The sequence below is a fragment of the Peribacillus sp. NPDC096540 genome (genome assembly GCF_050278525.1).
Taxonomy (GTDB): Bacteria; Bacillota; Bacilli; order Bacillales; family DSM-1321; genus Peribacillus.
In genome coordinates, this window is the sequence record NZ_JBNNTG010000004.1 from 121,585 (window position 1) to 140,040 (window position 18,456).

The window sequence follows — 18,456 nt, forward strand, 5'->3', positions numbered from 1 at the left end:
CATAAATCTAATTGAATTTTTATAAAATAATAAAGAAAAATAACCTTCAAGCTGTTATAATATGAAAGGTAGTAAAGCCTTCTAATCCTATTCATACCAGTGATTGTTGACAATTTATAGTTAAAATGGAGGAGCGTTTTCATGGAAAGTAAAATTGAAGTAATCTCGACAGTCAGGTTGCAAAATTCTCCTGATTTGTATAAGATTGTAGATTCTTTGAATCGGACGTTGAAAAAGGACGACTTAATGTTCGGACTTGCATTAGATTCAGAAAATCAAGAAAAAGCGATATTTACAATTTATCGTACATAGAAAGAGGGAAAGCGGCTTTGAAAAAATGGTTGATTATTGCTTCTATCCTAGTCCTTTGTTTTATCGGATTTGTCGGCGGGGCATATATTAAAGCGTTGCAGCCTAAAAAAGAGGCTGGTAATGAGGCTTTTGAAAAGGCGAAGGAAGAGGGCGGCCTTGAAACCATGGAAGATTTCTACCTTTATAATGGGCAGGATTCGTATTCTGTCATCATAGGTAAGGGAGAAAATGGTGCCAAAAAAGTAGTTTGGCTTCCTGAGGACGAGAAGAAAGAAATTGTAGTGGAAAACTATAAAGATGGTAAGTCAAAAAAAGAGATTTTAAGCATTGTTAATGAAAAGCTAAATCCTCAAAAAATCATTTCAGTTAAGCTTGGTATGGAAAAAAACGTTCCACTTTGGGAAGTAACATATCTTGATGAATCTGAGCGTTTTAATTATGATTATTATGATTTTAAAACAGGAGAATGGCTCAAGTATTATCGAAGCATTTAGAATGGAGGATTAATTTATTATGAAATTAGCTAACCGGGTTCAGTCATTAACGCCATCAACAACATTGGCAATCACAGCAAAAGCAAAAGAACTTAAAGCTCAAGGTCTTGATATAATTGGTTTGGGGGCCGGTGAACCAGACTATAACACTCCTCAACATATTATTGATGCAGCCTTTCAATCGATGAATGAAGGGCAAACTAAATATACGCCATCAGCAGGACTTCCAAAGTTAAAAGCGGCGATTGCAGCTAAATTAAAGCGTGATCAAGGTTTAGAATACAAGCCTTCTGAAATTATTGTGGGTTCAGGTGCTAAGCACGCCCTGTATACATTGTTTCAAGCGATACTTGATGAAGAAGATGAAGTTATTGTTCCAATCCCATATTGGGTAAGTTATCCAGAACAAATTAAACTTGCTGGCGGAAAACCAGTATATGTTGTAGGTACTGAGGAAAATCAATATAAAATTACAAAAGAGCAGTTGGAACAAGCAATTACTGAGAAAACGAAAGCAGTTATCATTAACTCTCCAAGCAATCCAACTGGTATGCTTTATTCTAGGGAAGAGTTAGCGGCTATCGGAGAAGTATGTATAGCACATGACATCTTAATTGTTTCCGATGAAATTTACGAGAAATTGGTTTATGGAAATGCATCACATACATCGATTGCGGAGATTTCTCCTGAATTGAAAAAGCAAACAATCATCATCAATGGTGTTTCTAAATCACATTCAATGACAGGCTGGAGAATTGGTTATGCAGTAGGTGATGAGGCCATCATCAAAGCTATGACAAACCTTTCTAGCCACAGCACATCCAATCCTACGACAACTGCTCAGTACGGTGCAATTGCTGCTTATGAAGGTTCACAGGATCCTGTGGAAGAAATGCGCCAAGCATTTGAAGGTCGATTGAATACCATTTATGATAAATTAGTGGAAATTCCAGGCGTTAGCTGCATTAAACCACAAGGAGCATTTTACTTGTTCCCGAATGTTAAACGTGCGGTTGAATTAACTGGCTACAGCAATGTGGATGATTTTACTACTGCATTGTTAGAAGAAGCTCAGGTAGCAGTAATTCCAGGTTCAGGTTTTGGTGCTCCTGACAACATCAGACTATCTTATGCGACTTCATTGGAACTGCTTGAAGCAGCGGTTGAAAGAATCCATTCATTTGTTAAGTCAAAAATGGCATAGATTTTTAAAGCCTGCAGAACAACCGGGAAAAACCGGGTGTCTGCAGGTTTTTTTTGTTTAATAAATATTTGAGTGGTACAGGATGTACTTGGTTCCCTTAATAAAAGGATGTGACCAATTGTTTTAGATAAATTGTGCTGAGGTAGATTCAAATATTGATAAGTAAAAAGATTATTAAAATTATGTGTAACCGGCTCCCTCAAGATTAAGTTTGAAGTTCAATTACCTAAAGAATTATAAACGAATATGTATTTGAAGAGATGTTGATAGTTGCCATGACTTAAAAAAGGCCTGGGGAAACTTTTCCACATTATGTAGTTATTAAAATAATGGCCAATTTTTTCTATGAGGTGTAATAAAAGTTAATACTATAAACCTAGAGTTAAAGATGCGAAATCATAAATTAGAACGGGCTTTGAAGCTCTTGAAAGGGTAAAGGATTATTCTGGAATGAATTTTATATGGTGGATTTTCTTTAAGAGAATAAATTATCATTTATTTGGACCGTTCATTTATTCAACCCTTTTTAATTGTATGGTTAGCCTATAAATTTTAAAAAACAAAAGAATGAAAATAACTATTGCATTTTGTATCAGCAAATACGTTAGTAAATAAGTAATCTGACAAGTACAAGGGTAATAAGCTCCCATTAAAAGTATGAATAAACGGAATATAAAAGAGTTTTGGAACCTCTGATTTATGTGATTTATTTGCTTGTATGGTGGGCTATAGGTATAATAAGTAGAGTAAATTCCTTAGTAAGTTAAGCTATTTTTGGAGGGAAATTCCGTGAAAATTACAATAAAAGAAGCTAGTAAATTTGTCGATCAAGAAGTGACCATTGGAGGCTGGCTTGCTAGCAAACGTTCCAGTGGGAAAATTGCTTTCCTTCAAATCCGTGATGGCTCTGGTTTCATTCAAGGTGTGGTCGTGAAAGCAGATGTGGGCGAAGAGGTTTTCGCTCGTGCGAAAACGGTTACGCAAGAGACATCTATGTATGTTACAGGTGTCATTCAGAAGGATGAACGCTCGCCGTTTGGATTTGAATTACAGGTAAAAGATATTGAAGTCATTCATGAATCGGTTGATTATCCAATTACTCCTAAAGCACATGGTCCTGAATTTTTAATGGATAACCGACATCTTTGGTTGCGTTCAAAGCGCCAGCATGCGGTTATGAAAATCCGTAATGAAATCATCCGTGCTACATATGAATTCTTTAACGAAGAAGGATTTGTTAAAGTCGATCCACCGATTTTGACAGGAAGTGCTCCAGAAGGAACGAGTGAATTATTTGCGACGAAATACTTCGATGAGGATGCATACCTTTCACAAAGCGGACAGCTTTATATGGAAGCAGCAGCCATGGCATTAGGAAAAGTATTTTCTTTTGGTCCTACATTCCGTGCAGAAAAATCAAAAACAAGACGTCATCTAATTGAGTTCTGGATGATTGAACCGGAAATGGCTTTCATCGAATTCAAAGAAAATCTGGAAGTCCAGGAACAATTTGTTTCATCTATCATTCAGTCTGTATTGAAAAACTGTCAGCTTGAGCTGAATACTTTAGGTCGTGACACAGCGAAGCTTGAACAGATCAAGGCTCCTTTCCCAAGAATTACATATGATGAGGCGATTAAATTCCTTCATGAACAAGGGTTTGAAGATATTCAATGGGGTGATGATTTTGGAGCTCCGCATGAAACGGCAATAGCTGAGAGTTATGAAAAGCCTGTATTCATAACACATTATCCGACAAAAATTAAACCGTTCTACATGCAGCCAGCTCCTGACAGAGAAGAAGTCGTTCTATGTGCTGACTTGATTGCTCCAGAAGGATATGGCGAGATTATTGGCGGTTCAGAGCGAATCCATGATCAGGAACTGCTTGAACAGAGAATCGCAGAGCATGGCTTGAGCGAAGATGCTTACAAATGGTATATGGAATTACGAAAATATGGATCTGTACCACATTCAGGATTTGGATTAGGCTTAGAACGGACAGTAGCGTGGATTAGTGGAGTGGAACACGTTCGTGAAACGATTCCTTTCCCTCGTCTATTAAATCGATTATATCCATAATTTCATGATAAAGCGGTTATTTGTCGTATTAGACAGATAACCGTTTTTTGTTAAAATTATAAGCTTATTCGGAATCGCGTATTCATGTTATACTTGTTTAGAGGTGTACAATACATGAATAAAGAACATTTATATGCGTGGTTTAAGGAAGGAACGATAACGATTCCATCCTTTTTGTTGACTAACTATAAGACAATGGGGCTGAATGAACAAGAAATGGTCCTATTACTTCAATTGCAAAGTTTTATCGATAAAGATAATCATTTTCCTGCTCCATCCCAACTATCAGAACGAATGACATTACAGGAATCTGAATGTCTATTTTTAATTCAACGTTTGGTTCAAAGAGGATTTGTGGAAATGGTGGTTGAAGGTAATCAAGAAATCGGCCAGGAAAAATATTCTCTGGCTCCACTTTATGAAAAAATGATGGATTGCTTCTTAAAGTCTTTGAAACAGGCTGAATCCGCTGAGGTACAAAAAGCGGGGGAGAGTCTTTATACGATTTTTGAACAGGAGTTCGGGCGCCCATTATCTCCATTTGAATGTGAGACATTGGCAATGTGGATGGAAGATGATCATCAACCGGAAATTATTAAATCAGCTCTTAAGGAAGCTGTCATTTCTGGTAAATTGAATTTCCGTTACATTGACCGGATTTTATTTGAGTGGAAAAAGAATGGAATAAAAACCCTGAAACAAGCAAGGGAGCAAGGCCAAAAATTTAGAGCTCATCAAAAAAAGGACCGAAAAATAGAGCAAGCACAACCAATGAAAGATGTACCATTTTATAACTGGCTCGAGCAGTAATGTGAATTAAAGGAGATTGAACATGCTGAATAAAGCTCAAATTCGCTATTGTCTGGATACAATGGGTGAGATGTTTCCGGATGCCCATTGTGAGCTGAATCATTCCAATCCATTTGAATTGGTGATTGCTGTTGCCCTATCAGCTCAATGTACGGATGTATTAGTCAATAAGGTTACTAAGGATCTTTTTCAAAAATATAAAACTCCTGAGGATTACATAAGTGTTCCGTTAGAGGAGTTGGAAAATGACATTCGCTCAATCGGGTTGTTTCGTAATAAGGCAAAGAATATCCAAAAGTTGTCACGAATGCTGATTGAGGAATACGACAGGGAAGTTCCACGGGATCGTGATGAGCTTACTAAATTACCTGGTGTAGGCCGAAAGACGGCTAATGTAGTCGTATCGGTCGCGTATGACGTGCCAGCGATTGCTGTTGATACACATGTAGAGCGTGTTTCCAAGCGACTGGGAATATGCCGCTGGAAGGACAGTGTGCTCGAAGTTGAGAGAACATTAATGGTCAAGATACCAAAGGATGAATGGTCTGTTACGCACCACCGGCTGATATTCTTTGGTCGCTACCATTGCAAGGCCCAGTCACCAAGATGTGAAACCTGCCCGCTTCTAGAGCTGTGCCGTGAAGGGAAAAAAAGAATGAAAAGGGTAGAGGTCAAATGACGCAATTGCTTTCATTAATAGTGCCTGCTGAATTAAAACATCCTTTGTTTTTTTCTAATGAGGAAACCATCTTGGAAAAAGAAGACTATAATGAGTGGAATTGTTTGATTCAACTCGAGAATTTCCCGTATGAGTTGTTTTATTATAATAAAGAAGAGTCTTATTTACCTTGGAAAGATGGATATGGGCATGTCCCGGAACTGCTGGAAAAGTGGAAGAAAATCGAAGCTGAATGCGGTCTGCTATTTTCAGAGAGAAAAGCGGGACTGGCTTTGGAACCTATGAAGCAGGGAATTGGTTTATTTTTGTCTGCAATCTATTGGATGCATGGAATGCCAGTTGTATTGAATGCTTGGCAAGGGCATGTAAAGGGCTTCACTAATGTTCCAGTAAATTTGGTTGAAAGGCTTTCTTTTATCCTTGAAAGACCTGCTTTTTTTCATTCGTATAGGCAGCTCAGTGTATTGTTTCGGGAATTTGAAAAACAATATGTAAAGTCTAGAATGAAAAAATAAGAACGATAAAAAACGTCTAAGCTCAAAGCTTAGACGTTTTTTTATCGTTAGTCTTTATTTTCTATATCTGGTTCAGGAGTGGGTTCAGGAGTCTCGACTGGTTTTTCTGGTTTATTCTCCTCTACTGTTCCAGATCCAGTATCTCCTTCTTCAACACCGCCTTCCTCGTCTTTGTTGCCATTTCCATCATCGGTGTTGCCGTTGTTATTGCCGTTTCCATTTTCGTTCCCATTGCCGTTATTGCCATTATTGCCATTATTGCCATTATTGCCATTATTGCCATTATTGCCCTTGTCCTCGCCTTGATTTTCCTCTCCTTGATTGTCCTGGCCTTCAGTTGGGGTATCTTGTTCCAGATTTTCATCTTCGGCTGGTTTTTCAATATCCTCGTCTGGTTTCTCAGGTTCTTCCGCTTCTGCAGGGATTTCTACAGATGTACTAGCCGGATCACTTTTTTGATTATCCACAATAGCTACAACAGAGAATGTATATTTACTTCCAGGAGTTGGCTTTGGAATCGTCAAGCTAGTATCCTTAGATTTTTTCAGCACACTTTGAGCTCCGCCATCAACGGACACGTTGACTTCGAATTTCGGATCCCCACCACTATGAGGATATGACCATGATAGCTGAATTTCATCGCTTTCTTGATTATAGGAAGCGTTGATATTAGGTGAGTCCACTTTCTTATATTCCGTAGTCACTTGTGTTGGTTCGTGCCCTTTAACATAATATTCATATGTGATTTTATCACTTGGCGTATATTCATTGGCTTTAATAGCTGGATTCGAACCTTTTATGATGCCTACTTTTACTACACTGTCAGGTTGTTCAAAGTCTTTCGTTTCTTTTGATTGAGCCATATGTTCCATCAAATTCTTAAAAATTGATTTAGGGATCCTTTGAGATGAATCACCCAGATATTCCATTTTCTTGCCTGATGCATTATCATAACCAGCCCATACTGCAACTGTATAATTGGTTGTATAACCCGCCATCCAGCTATCTTTTACACCGGAGGATGGGATGTTGTTCCGTGCACGCTGGTCAGGCGTGAAATTGGTTGAGCCCGTTTTACCGGCTACCGGAAGATTAGGTATATTGGCTAGCCTTCCTGTTCCATAAGGTTCTTTCATGACGCTCTTCAACATGTCCGTCACGATGAAAGCCGTGGAATCTTTCATGACCGGTTTCGATTCCGTCTTGTTTTTGATGGTGGTTTTGTCACGTAAAACAATTTTTTTCACTGTATGCGGTTTGTTATAGATTCCGCTGTTACCGAATGCGCTGTATGCTCCGGCAAGTTCTAGTGTGGAAACATCTTTGCCACCGCCAATTGCAGCGGATTCGGTGATTTCCTTATCAAAAGGAATGCCTAGGTCTACAGCAAAATCACGTGCCCGGTCCAAGCCGACTGCTTGAAGCGTTTTTAAGGCAGGGATATTTAATGACCGTGCCAGTGCATCACGAGTCGTTACAGTACCATAATGTCGCCCGGAAGCATTTTTAAGCGGTGTTCCATCACTGTAAGTATATTCCTCATCTTTGATTTGATGGTAGGTGGACCAATTTAAATATTCTACGGCAGGACCATAATCCAGAATTGGCTTAATAGTCGAACCTGGCGAACGCTTGGCATCCGTTGCATAATTCCAGCCGCGTTTAACCGTCGTGTTCCTGCCGCCGCCCACTGCTTTAATTTCACCAGTTTCAGTATCTAGTAAGGTAACTCCAGCTTGGAGATCTTTACTTGGATAATTGATGATTTCATCACTGTTCAACATTTTATAGACATATTCTTGGGCATCTTTATCAATGGTCGTTTGGATTTCCAAACCATCGGTAAAGACGTTATAGTCACCCATATCTCCGACTTCCTCAATGACCAAATCGATGAATGCATCATAAGCAGTCGTGTCTTTTTGGCTTTTATCGATTTCTTGAAGTCCTTCTGTTATATCGATGCTTTGTGCATCTTTCATTTCCTTTTCGGTGATATATCCATGTTTATTCATTAAGTGAAGGACAATATCACGGCGTTCTTTCGCGCGTTCAGGGTGTTTATAAGGGTCATAACGGCTTGGGCTTTGCGGTAAACCTACAAGCATGGCCGCTTCGTTCAATTTCAATTGGCTTAGATCTTTTCCATAATAAGTTTGGGAAGCAGTTAAGATCCCATTGGCACGGTTTGCAAAGAAAATCTTATTCACATACATTTCGAAAATTTCTTGTTTTGTATATTTTCTTTCAAGCTGTATGGATAGCCACATTTCCTGGACTTTCCTTTTAATGGTCTTATCAGGTGTTAAATAAGAACGCTTGATAACCTGCTGTGTCAATGTACTTGCACCCTCTGAGCCGAATCCGTGTTTGACGTTGGCGATGACGGCACTGCCCAGACGTAAGAAATCCACCCCGTGGTGTTCATAAAAGCGGGAATCTTCCGTAGCCAGGAAAGCATTTTCGACAAGGTCGGGAATGTCTTCATAATTTACATAATCCCGGTTTTCTGTTCCGACCTCAGCTAGCAATTTACCATTTTCATCGAGAATTTTGGATGTGACCGGATCTTTTAAAAGCTTTTCATCAAGTTTTGGAGCGTCGCTTATAAAGTAAGCCATTGCAGCTCCTCCGGCAACCAAGCCTATAATTCCAATTGTAACAAGTATAAGGAAAATGCGCTTAAGCATATTGGTTGGCTTTTTAGGTCCTTTATTCGGTCCCTTTTTTTGTGTCTGTCCCTGCTTTCGGCGTTCTTCTCTAGTATTATATTTTTCAGCCATTACAGCTAACCTGCCTTTCTAAAAAAACTAAAAATTTTCTGCGATGAGCGAATCTACTACTTTAATATAGTCAATTCTCGGTTGAAAGCCAAGAGTAATCTTTCGTGAACTGCTTTCAACCTCTTGTAGAGTTATAGATTTGCGTCCGCCGTCTTTCATTCTCTTCCAATAAAAACTCAGTTGCTCAGAACCCATTAGATATATATCATCCATTGCGGAAAACCGGATGATGACAAATGCAATTCCGTCATGCTGAACGATGTGTTTCATATGTTCAATTTGATGTTCATGAAAATTCTTCAGAGGGAACGAACTGCTGTTTTTCGTTTCCTTTGCCTCAAAATCAATGTACTTTCCTTTATAAACACCATTGTAATCGGTAGTCGATGCTTGTTTGAAGTATGCTTCTTTAATAACAGCGGCACTTCTCTTCGGGTAATGGACATCGACAATTTGAATGGGTGTCGGTTTTTTATGAATGACGGCAATGCCGTGTGCTAAATAAAACTGATTGGTTTCGTTCAAATCGTCTTCCAATGTTTTTCCCCGGTTGCTGTAACTGATTTTTTTTAGTGGGCTTTTCTTTTCTTCCATAGCCTGCGGTACAAATCTTCGTCCATTGGGATAATGAAATGCCACTTTTACCCCTCCTTTTTTTCACTTATCTATATTAGCAAAAAAAGAATCTAAAATGTGAATAAAAAGAATTGTTTCTTAGAACGATAGGATTTAAGTACAACAATTGTCACATTTTATCCTTCTTGAAAGGTTGGGAGCATAAATATGCGAATGTTAAAGACGGAAATGCAATTGCTAAACTCCATAAAAGTTCAAACAGCAAAAGGGAATAGAGATAATATATCAAGAACTAAAGCTTATGAACAATTTTTTAATGTTCATCCAGAAATCCAATGGTCCTTTTTGGCAGGTATGGTTTCCCGAAATGCAGGCTGGAATATGTGTGACCTTGAAGGGATTTGGTTTTCCCATATACTTAGTTCTAAATACAGACTTCAATTATTCCTAACCTATGAAGAAGCGAATTGGCGTATTTTCCAAGATGCTTATCCACAATTACTGCTCTATCATTATTCGACGAAGTATGGACGTCCTTTGTTTCACTTATGTCGTTATTTTTTTATTACCAAATTTATGACAAATCAATGGAAATCTTTTTGGGAACATAGAAATCACGAAAAATTAGCCACTGCTCTAATAATAAATGAACAAAATATCATTGAAAAACCTGTTATTAAAAAGCAATCTTTCGTATTTCATTCATTATTATTTTTACTGCAGGACTGGATGCATTTTAGCACTGTGTTATTTCCTACCTGCAATGGGAAATTGTATGGTTCGTCCGTTTCGCATTTTAGAAATATCGATGAAAGAATTAAATTGGGGAAAAAATTGGTTAATCTTTTATTTTCTAAGGAGTTGTTTCCACAATTTCATGATTTTTCCTGCCGCACTGAGCCAACCGGAGCCCGCTTTGATTATGAACAATATCGAAAAAGGCCTAGGTACCACGAGACACCGATGCTGCGGGGAGTATATCCAATCATCCATCATAATGCAGAAAAGATTGAACAGTGGGATTCAAATAAAAAAATTAAAAAGGAGTGGTTTACAAAACCTAAATGGGAGGAAGACCCTATGTTGACCGACTGGTATGATCATAAACAAAAACAGCTACACACAGCCGTCATGGTCAAAAATTGGATTTTTAATAAATAGACAAACAGGGAAGGCGCTGATTAAGCCTTCCCTGTTAATGATGATGCAAGTGTTTCAGCCTTAGGTAGAGGGGCGGTTTTCTCCGCTAAGTTTCGGATTTCCCGTACCTGCCTTTTTGGCGGGCGGCTTTTGTCGTTTTTCGTTTTCTTTCTGTCTGCTATCATTCGACTGCATATAATTCACCTCCTGTCTGTATTTTTGTTTAAAACATCATTCTTCATTCTGTCATTGTTGTCGAAGGTCCCAATAAATTAAGTGAATAGCACTTTCTTTGCCGATTCCCTTCTAGTTTTGTCAACCTTGAAGGGCTTTCTAATAAAAAAAAGAATAGTACAGGTAATGAATGGGAGGGGTCAGCATGGTCAATAAAAGTGTCGCAACAGAGGAAATACTAAGGATGATAGCTGAGATCAGTACCAGTCTGGACTGTTTGGAAAATTCATATGGAGAAACTGTTAATACAGTAAGGTGTAAACTATGGGCAGAGCAATATACATTAGTAAATGAAGCCCAGGAGGCCATTGAGAAAGCAGAAGATTATTGGATTAATACTGAAAAAGAAAACCATTCCTATTCTATTACCCTAGATAAATCTAAAAGGACGCACAAGATTTTAGCTGAAGTGCAGTTTTAACCCGACAGGATTTCATTTTATAAGGAACTAGATTATACTATTGGAAACAAATGTACGGAGGGAATTTATTGTGCAAAAAGAAAATCTTCAAAGATTAACTGAACAATTATTGAATTATGCGGTTGAAGCGGATAATATATATGAAAATGTACGTAGGGAAGGAAAAGAAAAGGATTTCTTTTCTGAGGTTAAGCCGTTTGCAGATCAAGTCAGAACCATTTGTATAGAATGGGAAAGCGGAATGAAGGAGTGGATGAAAGAAACGGAGTTTAAACATCTTTTCCCCGAGCAAATTGAACAAACAGCCCATAACCTTTCCGATGTAGCCGTTCAGGCATTTTTTCCAAAAACCAGTTACAAGCGATTTAAAAGTCATGTCCAATCGGTAGTGTTTATCCTTAATAATGTAAAATCAGAAATCGATCGGATATTATCATAAAAACACCTACACTATATTTCCTCTTTTTTCATATATTATTGGAACCATGCCATGAAAAAAGAGGAGGGCTCATTGATAATGATGAGATCCGGTTATTACCAAGTCTCCCCTAGTCAAGAACATTACCCTCAATCAATATCAGAATACTGGGGAGGATACCAGCAGCCTATGATGTATCCTCAGCCAAGTAATCAAGAACCATATATGCATCCTTATCCTCCCCAGGAAAAAGGGGGCTATATGCCGCCAAATCATGACCCATATCAACAGGCGGCTTATCATCCGTTTCAACAAATGCAGCAACAGGCGATGCCTGTGGGAGCATTTCCAGGGAACAGTGTAATGCAACCGATGCAGCCATATCAGCAACCATATCAGCACCAAAATCAGCCTCAAGCTTTTAGCCCATTTGCTAACCCGCTCCAGCCGGCTAAACGTCCTCCACAAAGTCAGCAGCAGGCTCACAATCCATATCCAAAGCAGCAGTTCATGCAAAAACAGCAGCCATCGGGTATAAAGTCGGTTATGAATCAATTCAAAACACAAGATGGCTCCATGGATATAACAAAAATGATGAACACAGCTGGACAAATGATGAATACAGTCTCTCAAGTGTCTTCAATGGTCAAAGGAGTAGGGGGCTTCTTCAAAGCTTAGATGTTGAATAAAGTAAAAGCAGACTTACAAGTGACCCAGCCACTTAATTAAGTCTGCTTTTTAATTGCTTAAAAAGATTAATCGTTGATTTCAATTCGATTTCCCTTAACCTTGGGTAAATGAAGAGTGAGAATCCCGTCGCGATGCCTTGCTGTTACTTTTTTTTCATTAATTGGTTTTGGAAAGGAAATGGTTCTAGATAATCGACTTGCTGATAGATCTTTCTGAAACATTCCTTGAGTTCTATGTTGAGTAGCAAGGCTATCTACATGATTTGCCGAGATGGTTACCGCCTGGGTCAACAAATCAATCGAAATTTGGCTGCGTGCAATTCCGGGCAAGCTAGCAGTAAGGATATATTCGGAATTCGTCTCATGAAGGTCGACTGGAAAGCTTCGTTCTTTTGCTGAACTAAAGAAATCATCAAGTGATTGCAGCATGCCTTTAGCGGGTCTCTCGGAAAACATTCGATCCATCTTGTGAATAAAATGGGTAAAAGGCTCTTTTCTGTACTTATTGTTATTATTTTTTTCAGAAGAGGTCATCACGGTGCTCCTTTCTAAAAATTCCTTTGCATATAGGCTATGTAGAGACTTAATATATGTGAATGCAAAGAAGGGTTTAGATATAGAGAGGAAGGGAATAACGTTACTAAATGATTATTTTAAGAAAAGAGGGATAGAGATGAACCAAAGTAGTAAGCTTCCTTACATAGATAGCGGGGAAGGTAAAAAAACGTTGCTATTTATCCATGGATTTTGCGGAAGTCATGGGTATTGGCGGGACATCATTACTGGATTAAAAGATAAATACCGAGTTATTGCCATTGATTTGCCAGGTCATGGTGCAAGTGAGCCACTAGGGGCATCTTTCACGATTGAAGAAATGGCAGAGAATATTGCGGAATTTTTGGAAGAACAGAAAATCGATCAGGTTTACTTGTTCGGTCATTCGCTCGGAGGCTATATCACCTTGTCATTCGCTGAGCAGTTTGCTGAAAAATTGGTTGGTTTCTCACTCATTCATTCGACGGCTTTGCCAGACGATGAGGCTGGGAAGGAAGGGCGGTTAAAATCTGTTGAAAAAATTGAAATTGCCGGGATCCCTACCTTTATTGACGGACTTGTACCGAAGCTTTTTGCTAAATCCGATGATCCTAACATTGAAAATGCAAAAGAAATAGGTTATAAAACGAGTGAAAGTGGAGCAATCGGTTCTTTGCATGCTATGAGGAAAAGAAAAGACCGAAATTATGTACTGAAAGATACAAAGCTACCGGTTCTTTTGGTTGCAGGTGAGCAAGATAAGGTTATTCCTGCTAATAAAACCTTTACTGTAAAAGGGGATCATATTAAAGAAGTTATTCTCGAAGGAAGCGGTCATATGGGGATGTTGGAAGCTCCAGGCCAACTTGCAGGTGAAATTATCCGGTTTGTCGAAGGAAATTAAATTAAAAAATAACAAGTAGGAAAACGGGATTTTACCGTTTCCTGCTTTTTTTTTGTAAAAGGAAATAGTTTCCCTTTTGTACAGAACGTTCATTCGGTAGAATAGGAGTATGAGGTGGTTATATGAAACTGCGAAAAAATTTACAAGAAATTATCACTGGTTTAAAAACAAATGAGGAATTTAAAGATAATATTGTTCACTGGCAAGTTATTGACGCGAAAGAGGCAAAAATCGTCTCTTTTCCAGATCAAATAGATGATAAAATCAAGCAGGCTCTTAATAAACGAGGGATAAAAGGGTTGTATACCCATCAGGCAACTGCTTTTGAGACCGCTGTGAGTGGTAATAGCCTTGTGGCTGTCACACCGACAGCTTCTGGTAAAACGTTATGCTATAATTTGCCAGTTCTTCAAAAGGTACTCGAAGATGAAAAAACAAGAGCACTATATATTTTTCCGACAAAAGCCTTGAGTTATGATCAAAAAAGTGAATTGAACGAAATGATTAATGAGATGGATGCTCATATAAATAGTTATACGTACGATGGGGATACACCATCCAATATAAGGCAAAAAATACGTCAGGCAGGGCATATCGTGATTACCAATCCTGATATGCTCCATTCGGGAATTCTGCCGCATCACACGAAATGGGTTTCTTTATTTGAGAACTTAAAGTATGTGATTATCGATGAACTTCATATATACCGAGGCGTTTTTGGAAGTCATACGGCAAACGTCATTAGAAGACTAAAACGAATCTGCCAGTTTTATGGGAGTGATCCTGTATTCATCTGTACATCTGCGACTATCAATAATCCAAAAGAGTTGGCTGAGGAACTTACGGAAAAAGAGATGGTTCTTGTCAATAACAATGGAGCACCGAGCGGAAAAAAACATTTTGTGTTTTATAATCCGCCAGTAGTCAATAAACCACTTAATATTCGAAGGAGTGCGGTGTTGGAAGTCAGGAAACTTGCAAATGAGTTTTTGAAAAATAAGATTCAAACGATTATTTTTGCTCGAAGCAGGGTCCGTGTAGAGATTTTATTGACCTATTTACAGGAACTCGTGTCCAAGCAGCTGGGTCCAAAATCGATACGAGGCTATCGCGGAGGTTATTTGCCGACGCAGCGTAGAGAAATTGAACAGGGCCTGCGGGATGGTTCAATTTATGGTGTAATCTCTACGAATGCTCTTGAGTTAGGAGTTGATATCGGTCAGCTTCAGGTTTGCATCATGACTGGCTACCCTGGATCAATATCGAGCGCCTGGCAGCAGGCAGGACGTGCAGGAAGAAGGCATGGGGAAGCTTTAATCATCATGGTCGGCAGCTCTAGTGCTCTTGATCAGTATATCGTTAAGCATCCTGACTATTTCTTTACGAGAAATCCGGAAACAGCAAGAATTAATCCAGATAATCTCGTAATCTTGGTTGATCATATCAAATGTGCAGCATATGAGCTTCCTTTTAAAAAAGGAGATACCTTTGGCAAGTCGGAGATAATGGACGTTCTTGAATTTCTGACAGAAGAAAGAGTTTTACACCAAAATGGAGATAAATGGCATTGGATGAATGACGCATTTCCGGCGAGCAATATCAGTCTTCGTTCTGCAGCACAGGAAAATGTCGTTATCATTGATCAAACGAATGTCCCAGACAATAGGGTCATCGGAGAAATGGATACGTTCAGTGCGATGACCCTTCTTCACGATGAAGCAATTTATTTGCATCAAGGAATACAATTTCAAGTGGAAGAATTAGATTGGGAAGAAAAGAAAGCGTATGTACGTGAAGTCAATGTGGACTATTACACTGATGCTAACCTTGCTGTACAGTTATCTGTATTGGAAGTGGATAAACAGCAAACATTCTCTTCAACTACAGCAGCTTTCGGGGATGTCGCTATCCGGGCGATGCCTACGATATTCAAAAAAATTAAATTTGAGACTCATGAAAATATTGGATCAGGGCCAATCAGCCTCCCGGAGGTGGAACTTCATACGAGCTCGGCCATGCTTTCCATGGAGCCAGATATTTTTGAATGGGATGAAAATCGAATAGAGCAAGGAATGATTGGTGCTTCACATGCGTTGAACTACATGATTCCGCTTTATGTAATGTGCGATCCCCATGATATTCATGTGTATCCGCAAGTTAAGGCAGCACATAATGAAAAACCCACCATTTTTATTTATGATAGTTATCCAGGTGGAATAGGACTAAGTGATAAAGTGTATGAAAATGCTGCGGTCATTTTGTTGGAAACAAAATCAATGATCGAAAATTGTTCTTGTGAAAACGGCTGTCCTTCCTGTATCGGAACGGAATCTGCTTCTAAGACAGCCAAAAGTGATGCCAAGCGGTTATTGGATCTGTTTTGTAAGGAAAACCATGCATCAATTGCAAGGGTATGTGAATAGAGGTGCAGTATTTTGTCATTAAAAAATAAATTGAATCGTATGAAAACACATATGAACATAGAACCAGTGAACCATCCTTCTCCTATAAAGGAAGATAGCAGGTCAGTAAATACAGATATTCCTTATCATGATAAGTGGCTGGAGAACGATACCGTTTCCTTTCATTTCGATAATGACTATTGTTTCATCCGTGAAGTCCGCTATCCTTTAAATCATAAGCATGGATTGTATTCATTTTCTGAGTTGAAAAAGATTGTGAAAGAATGGAATCAAACTTCATTGGTGCATCCCCTTTCCGCTAAGGGTGTTAAATGCGAAGAACTCTTTTTCTTCGATACGGAAACAACAGGGCTTGGCGGTGGAGCAGGAAATACAATTTTTTTACTAGGTTATGCCTATTTAGAAGGTGAAGAGGTGGTCGTTAAACAGCATATCTTGCCACAGCCTGGTAGTGAAATCCCGCTTTACCAAAGCTTTCTGGAAAACATCAATTATGAAACACTTGTCACATATAATGGTAAGTCATTTGATTGGCCGCAATTAAAAACCAGACATACCTTGATAAAGGAACATGTTCCAAAATTGCCTGAATTCGGACATTTTGATTTGTATCATGCGTCAAGACGCCTTTGGAAAAACAAATTAGAACGTGTAAAATTATCTGCTGTCGAAACAGACATTTTAGGTGTAAAAAGAGAGGATGATATTCCTGGATATTTGGCACCGATGATTTATTTTGATTTCGTCGAAAGAAAGAACCCGGAAATTTTATTTGGAATCATGAAGCATAATGAAGTGGATATTTTATCACTAATCACTCTGTATATTCACCTGTCACGGAAAATTCTCCAAATAGATGGATATACGGAAGAGTCGATGGAAATTGCACGCTGGCTCGATTATCTAGGAAAAAAAGAGGAATCTGTTGAGACCTATCAAAGAATATTAGAAGTAGGAAATGAGGAAGATCGGATTATAGCTGGCAATGCCTTAGCCTTTCAGAAAAAGAAGCAAAAACAATTCAATGAAGCGTTGGAGATTTGGAAGGAAGTTGCTATAAAAGGGGATGGTCATTTAAGGATACAGGCTCAGATTGAATGTGCAAAATTATTTGAACATCAATTTAAGGACATCGCTTCAGCAATAAATTGTGCTAGAATTGCGCATCAAGAGATGATGAGGACAGGGAATGACATCCATATAGCAAAAAAAATCTTGGATTTGGAAAAAAGGATTCAACGGCTCGAAAGAAAAAAAGGTTCTAAGGGTAGACTTGTATAATATAGATAGTCTTTAAGAGGAATCTACATAGCCAATAAAAAAGTGATTATGAAATAAAAAATATGGTTACAAATATTGTAGCATTCAGTCATTATGTGTAAAATGGTAATGGTTGAGGGTGAAATTCTGAAACATTGATTTCATGCCTTACATCATTTAAATTCAAGGTGAAAGCGGAGCGGAGAAATGTATAAAACGACTTTATTTCTATTTTTTGTTGTCCTTTGTTTAACGATTGTTTTATTTACATCTTTAAAAGAAAGTTTCTACTCCTTTTTATAAGAAATTCACTCTGCAAGCATTTTGTAGGGCTATTCATATATAACGATGTGTACTTTAGGTTGTCGCATATAGTTTTATACTTATTACGTATAAATAGGTCATTTCATCAGTACACGTATCCCCTTTTTTTCATAGTCTATAAGGGTAAGACTAAACTTATTATGACGAAAGGGGACGTATTATAAATGAATTTTCGTAATTGTGGAGGACATAAATCCAATGTTATGGGAACATCCAATGTAATGGGTGCATCGAATGTAATGGGAGTATCAAATGTAATGGGTGCTTCAACTGGAAAAAAACCTTCCCATGTAATGGGAGCTTATACTAGTCCGATGGCTGGCGGTCAATATCCGACTGCTGTATCTCCAGCGCAATATGGTCCAACATCTGCACTTCCAACTCAAGTAGCCCCAGCACAGGTATCTCCAACGCAGCAATTTGTTAATACAAACGTATCGAACACAGTGATACCTGTCGTTCACCCATCACATACTACAACCGTTAATAAACATTGTAACACGTATAAACATTACTTTCCGCATACTCAATCCGTGGTGAACGAGTGTTATACGCAAAACTTGATATGCAGAACGCCGATGCATAACCCATGCTGTCCGCCAATGCATTTCGGATACTAAAAAAAGTAAGGGCTTATTAAGCCCTTATTTTCTT

Annotated in this window: 18 protein-coding genes; 15 read left to right on the forward strand and 3 right to left on the reverse strand. The window is 38.5% G+C overall.

The window, feature by feature from the left end; all coding sequences use genetic code 11:
• The first annotated feature begins 141 nt into the window (after positions 1–141).
• The 7 genes from ACQKMR_RS05955 (at position 142) to ACQKMR_RS05985 (ending at position 6,096) form a co-directional block, all read left to right on the forward strand.
• Positions 142–312, forward strand: coding sequence for a YpmA family protein (locus ACQKMR_RS05955; RefSeq protein ID WP_082527552.1), 171 nt, complete (start codon positions 142–144; stop codon positions 310–312).
• A gap of 17 nt (positions 313–329) precedes the next feature.
• Positions 330–806 carry a DUF5590 domain-containing protein gene (locus ACQKMR_RS05960; protein WP_427696460.1) on the forward strand — a complete coding sequence of 159 codons (477 nt, stop codon included), beginning with the start codon at positions 330–332 and terminating at the stop codon, positions 804–806.
• A gap of 19 nt (positions 807–825) precedes the next feature.
• On the forward strand, positions 826–2,010 hold the full coding sequence (locus ACQKMR_RS05965) for a pyridoxal phosphate-dependent aminotransferase (protein WP_427696461.1): 1,185 nt from the start codon (positions 826–828) through the stop codon (positions 2,008–2,010).
• Between the two features lie 789 nt (positions 2,011–2,799).
• A complete protein-coding gene (gene asnS / locus ACQKMR_RS05970) occupies positions 2,800–4,092 on the forward strand; it encodes an asparagine--tRNA ligase (protein ID WP_427696462.1) in 1,293 nt (430 codons plus the stop codon).
• A gap of 114 nt (positions 4,093–4,206) precedes the next feature.
• Positions 4,207–4,902 carry a DnaD domain-containing protein gene (locus ACQKMR_RS05975; protein ID WP_427696463.1) on the forward strand — a complete coding sequence of 232 codons (696 nt, stop codon included), beginning with the start codon at positions 4,207–4,209 and terminating at the stop codon, positions 4,900–4,902.
• A 22-nt stretch (positions 4,903–4,924) separates the two neighbouring features.
• On the forward strand, positions 4,925–5,581 hold the full coding sequence (gene nth, locus ACQKMR_RS05980) for an endonuclease III (protein ID WP_427696464.1): 657 nt from the start codon (positions 4,925–4,927) through the stop codon (positions 5,579–5,581).
• Positions 5,578–6,096 carry a YpoC family protein gene (locus ACQKMR_RS05985; protein WP_427696465.1) on the forward strand — a complete coding sequence of 173 codons (519 nt, stop codon included), beginning with the start codon at positions 5,578–5,580 and terminating at the stop codon, positions 6,094–6,096. The genes nth and ACQKMR_RS05985 overlap by 4 nt, the downstream gene beginning before the upstream one ends.
• 47 nt (positions 6,097–6,143) lie before the next feature.
• Here ACQKMR_RS05985 and ACQKMR_RS05990 read toward each other — a convergent pair whose 3' ends face one another.
• Both ACQKMR_RS05990 and recU read right to left on the reverse strand, forming a co-directional pair.
• Positions 6,144–8,879, reverse strand: coding sequence for a PBP1A family penicillin-binding protein (locus ACQKMR_RS05990; protein ID WP_427696466.1), 2,736 nt, complete (start codon positions 8,877–8,879; stop codon positions 6,144–6,146).
• A gap of 27 nt (positions 8,880–8,906) precedes the next feature.
• Positions 8,907–9,518 (reverse strand): Holliday junction resolvase RecU, encoded by a 612-nt coding sequence (recU, locus tag ACQKMR_RS05995; RefSeq protein WP_427696467.1) that lies wholly within the window; start codon positions 9,516–9,518, stop codon positions 8,907–8,909.
• Between the two features lie 144 nt (positions 9,519–9,662).
• On the opposite strand from recU, the gene ACQKMR_RS06000 reads away from it, so the two are divergent.
• From ACQKMR_RS06000 to ACQKMR_RS06015, 4 genes are all read left to right on the forward strand, one after another.
• Positions 9,663–10,616 (forward strand): DUF2515 family protein, encoded by a 954-nt coding sequence (locus tag ACQKMR_RS06000; protein ID WP_427696468.1) that lies wholly within the window; start codon positions 9,663–9,665, stop codon positions 10,614–10,616.
• A gap of 358 nt (positions 10,617–10,974) precedes the next feature.
• The gene (locus ACQKMR_RS06005; protein ID WP_427696469.1) at positions 10,975–11,250 is read left to right on the forward strand and encodes a hypothetical protein; all 276 of its coding nucleotides are present in this window, start codon (positions 10,975–10,977) and stop codon (positions 11,248–11,250) included.
• A 70-nt stretch (positions 11,251–11,320) separates the two neighbouring features.
• Positions 11,321–11,689 carry a YppE family protein gene (locus tag ACQKMR_RS06010; RefSeq protein ID WP_427696470.1) on the forward strand — a complete coding sequence of 123 codons (369 nt, stop codon included), beginning with the start codon at positions 11,321–11,323 and terminating at the stop codon, positions 11,687–11,689.
• Between the two features lie 78 nt (positions 11,690–11,767).
• Entirely contained in the window at positions 11,768–12,346 is a 579-nt protein-coding gene (locus ACQKMR_RS06015) for a YppG family protein (protein WP_427696471.1), read from the forward strand.
• 77 nt (positions 12,347–12,423) lie between these two features.
• Here ACQKMR_RS06015 and ACQKMR_RS06020 read toward each other — a convergent pair whose 3' ends face one another.
• Positions 12,424–12,891: an Hsp20/alpha crystallin family protein gene (locus tag ACQKMR_RS06020; protein WP_427696472.1), complete on the reverse strand. Its 468-nt coding sequence runs from the start codon at positions 12,889–12,891 to the stop codon at positions 12,424–12,426.
• Between the two features lie 139 nt (positions 12,892–13,030).
• Here ACQKMR_RS06020 and ACQKMR_RS06025 point away from each other — a divergent pair, with 139 nt between their 5' ends.
• The 4 genes from ACQKMR_RS06025 (at position 13,031) to ACQKMR_RS06040 (ending at position 18,422) form a co-directional block, all read left to right on the forward strand.
• The gene (locus ACQKMR_RS06025; protein ID WP_427696473.1) at positions 13,031–13,795 is read left to right on the forward strand and encodes an alpha/beta fold hydrolase; all 765 of its coding nucleotides are present in this window, start codon (positions 13,031–13,033) and stop codon (positions 13,793–13,795) included.
• A 122-nt stretch (positions 13,796–13,917) separates the two neighbouring features.
• Positions 13,918–16,218 (forward strand): DEAD/DEAH box helicase, encoded by a 2,301-nt coding sequence (locus tag ACQKMR_RS06030; protein WP_427696474.1) that lies wholly within the window; start codon positions 13,918–13,920, stop codon positions 16,216–16,218.
• 12 nt (positions 16,219–16,230) lie between these two features.
• Entirely contained in the window at positions 16,231–17,499 is a 1,269-nt protein-coding gene (locus tag ACQKMR_RS06035) for a ribonuclease H-like domain-containing protein (protein WP_427696475.1), read from the forward strand.
• Between the two features lie 467 nt (positions 17,500–17,966).
• A complete protein-coding gene (locus ACQKMR_RS06040; RefSeq protein ID WP_427696476.1) occupies positions 17,967–18,422 on the forward strand; it encodes a CotD family spore coat protein in 456 nt (151 codons plus the stop codon).
• The last annotated feature ends 34 nt before the right edge of the window (positions 18,423–18,456 follow it).

What these genes read in the sequence shown, in the direction of transcription:
- ACQKMR_RS05965 (WP_427696461.1), top strand. Translation starts at nt 826, where the DNA reads ATGAAATTAGCTAACCGGGTTCAGTCATTAACGCCATCAACAACATTG.
- ACQKMR_RS06000 (WP_427696468.1), top strand. Translation starts at nt 9,663, where the DNA reads ATGCGAATGTTAAAGACGGAAATGCAATTGCTAAACTCCATAAAAGTT.
- nth (WP_427696464.1), top strand. Translation starts at nt 4,925, where the DNA reads ATGCTGAATAAAGCTCAAATTCGCTATTGTCTGGATACAATGGGTGAG.
- ACQKMR_RS05985 (WP_427696465.1), top strand. Translation starts at nt 5,578, where the DNA reads ATGACGCAATTGCTTTCATTAATAGTGCCTGCTGAATTAAAACATCCT.
- ACQKMR_RS05955 (WP_082527552.1), top strand. Translation starts at nt 142, where the DNA reads ATGGAAAGTAAAATTGAAGTAATCTCGACAGTCAGGTTGCAAAATTCT.
- ACQKMR_RS05975 (WP_427696463.1), top strand. Translation starts at nt 4,207, where the DNA reads ATGAATAAAGAACATTTATATGCGTGGTTTAAGGAAGGAACGATAACG.
- ACQKMR_RS06030 (WP_427696474.1), top strand. Translation starts at nt 13,918, where the DNA reads ATGAAACTGCGAAAAAATTTACAAGAAATTATCACTGGTTTAAAAACA.
- ACQKMR_RS06015 (WP_427696471.1), top strand. Translation starts at nt 11,768, where the DNA reads ATGATGAGATCCGGTTATTACCAAGTCTCCCCTAGTCAAGAACATTAC.
- ACQKMR_RS06020 (WP_427696472.1), bottom strand. Translation starts at nt 12,891, where the DNA reads ATGACCTCTTCTGAAAAAAATAATAACAATAAGTACAGAAAAGAGCCT.
- ACQKMR_RS06025 (WP_427696473.1), top strand. Translation starts at nt 13,031, where the DNA reads ATGAACCAAAGTAGTAAGCTTCCTTACATAGATAGCGGGGAAGGTAAA.
- ACQKMR_RS06005 (WP_427696469.1), top strand. Translation starts at nt 10,975, where the DNA reads ATGGTCAATAAAAGTGTCGCAACAGAGGAAATACTAAGGATGATAGCT.
- ACQKMR_RS06040 (WP_427696476.1), top strand. Translation starts at nt 17,967, where the DNA reads ATGAATTTTCGTAATTGTGGAGGACATAAATCCAATGTTATGGGAACA.
- ACQKMR_RS05990 (WP_427696466.1), bottom strand. Translation starts at nt 8,879, where the DNA reads ATGGCTGAAAAATATAATACTAGAGAAGAACGCCGAAAGCAGGGACAG.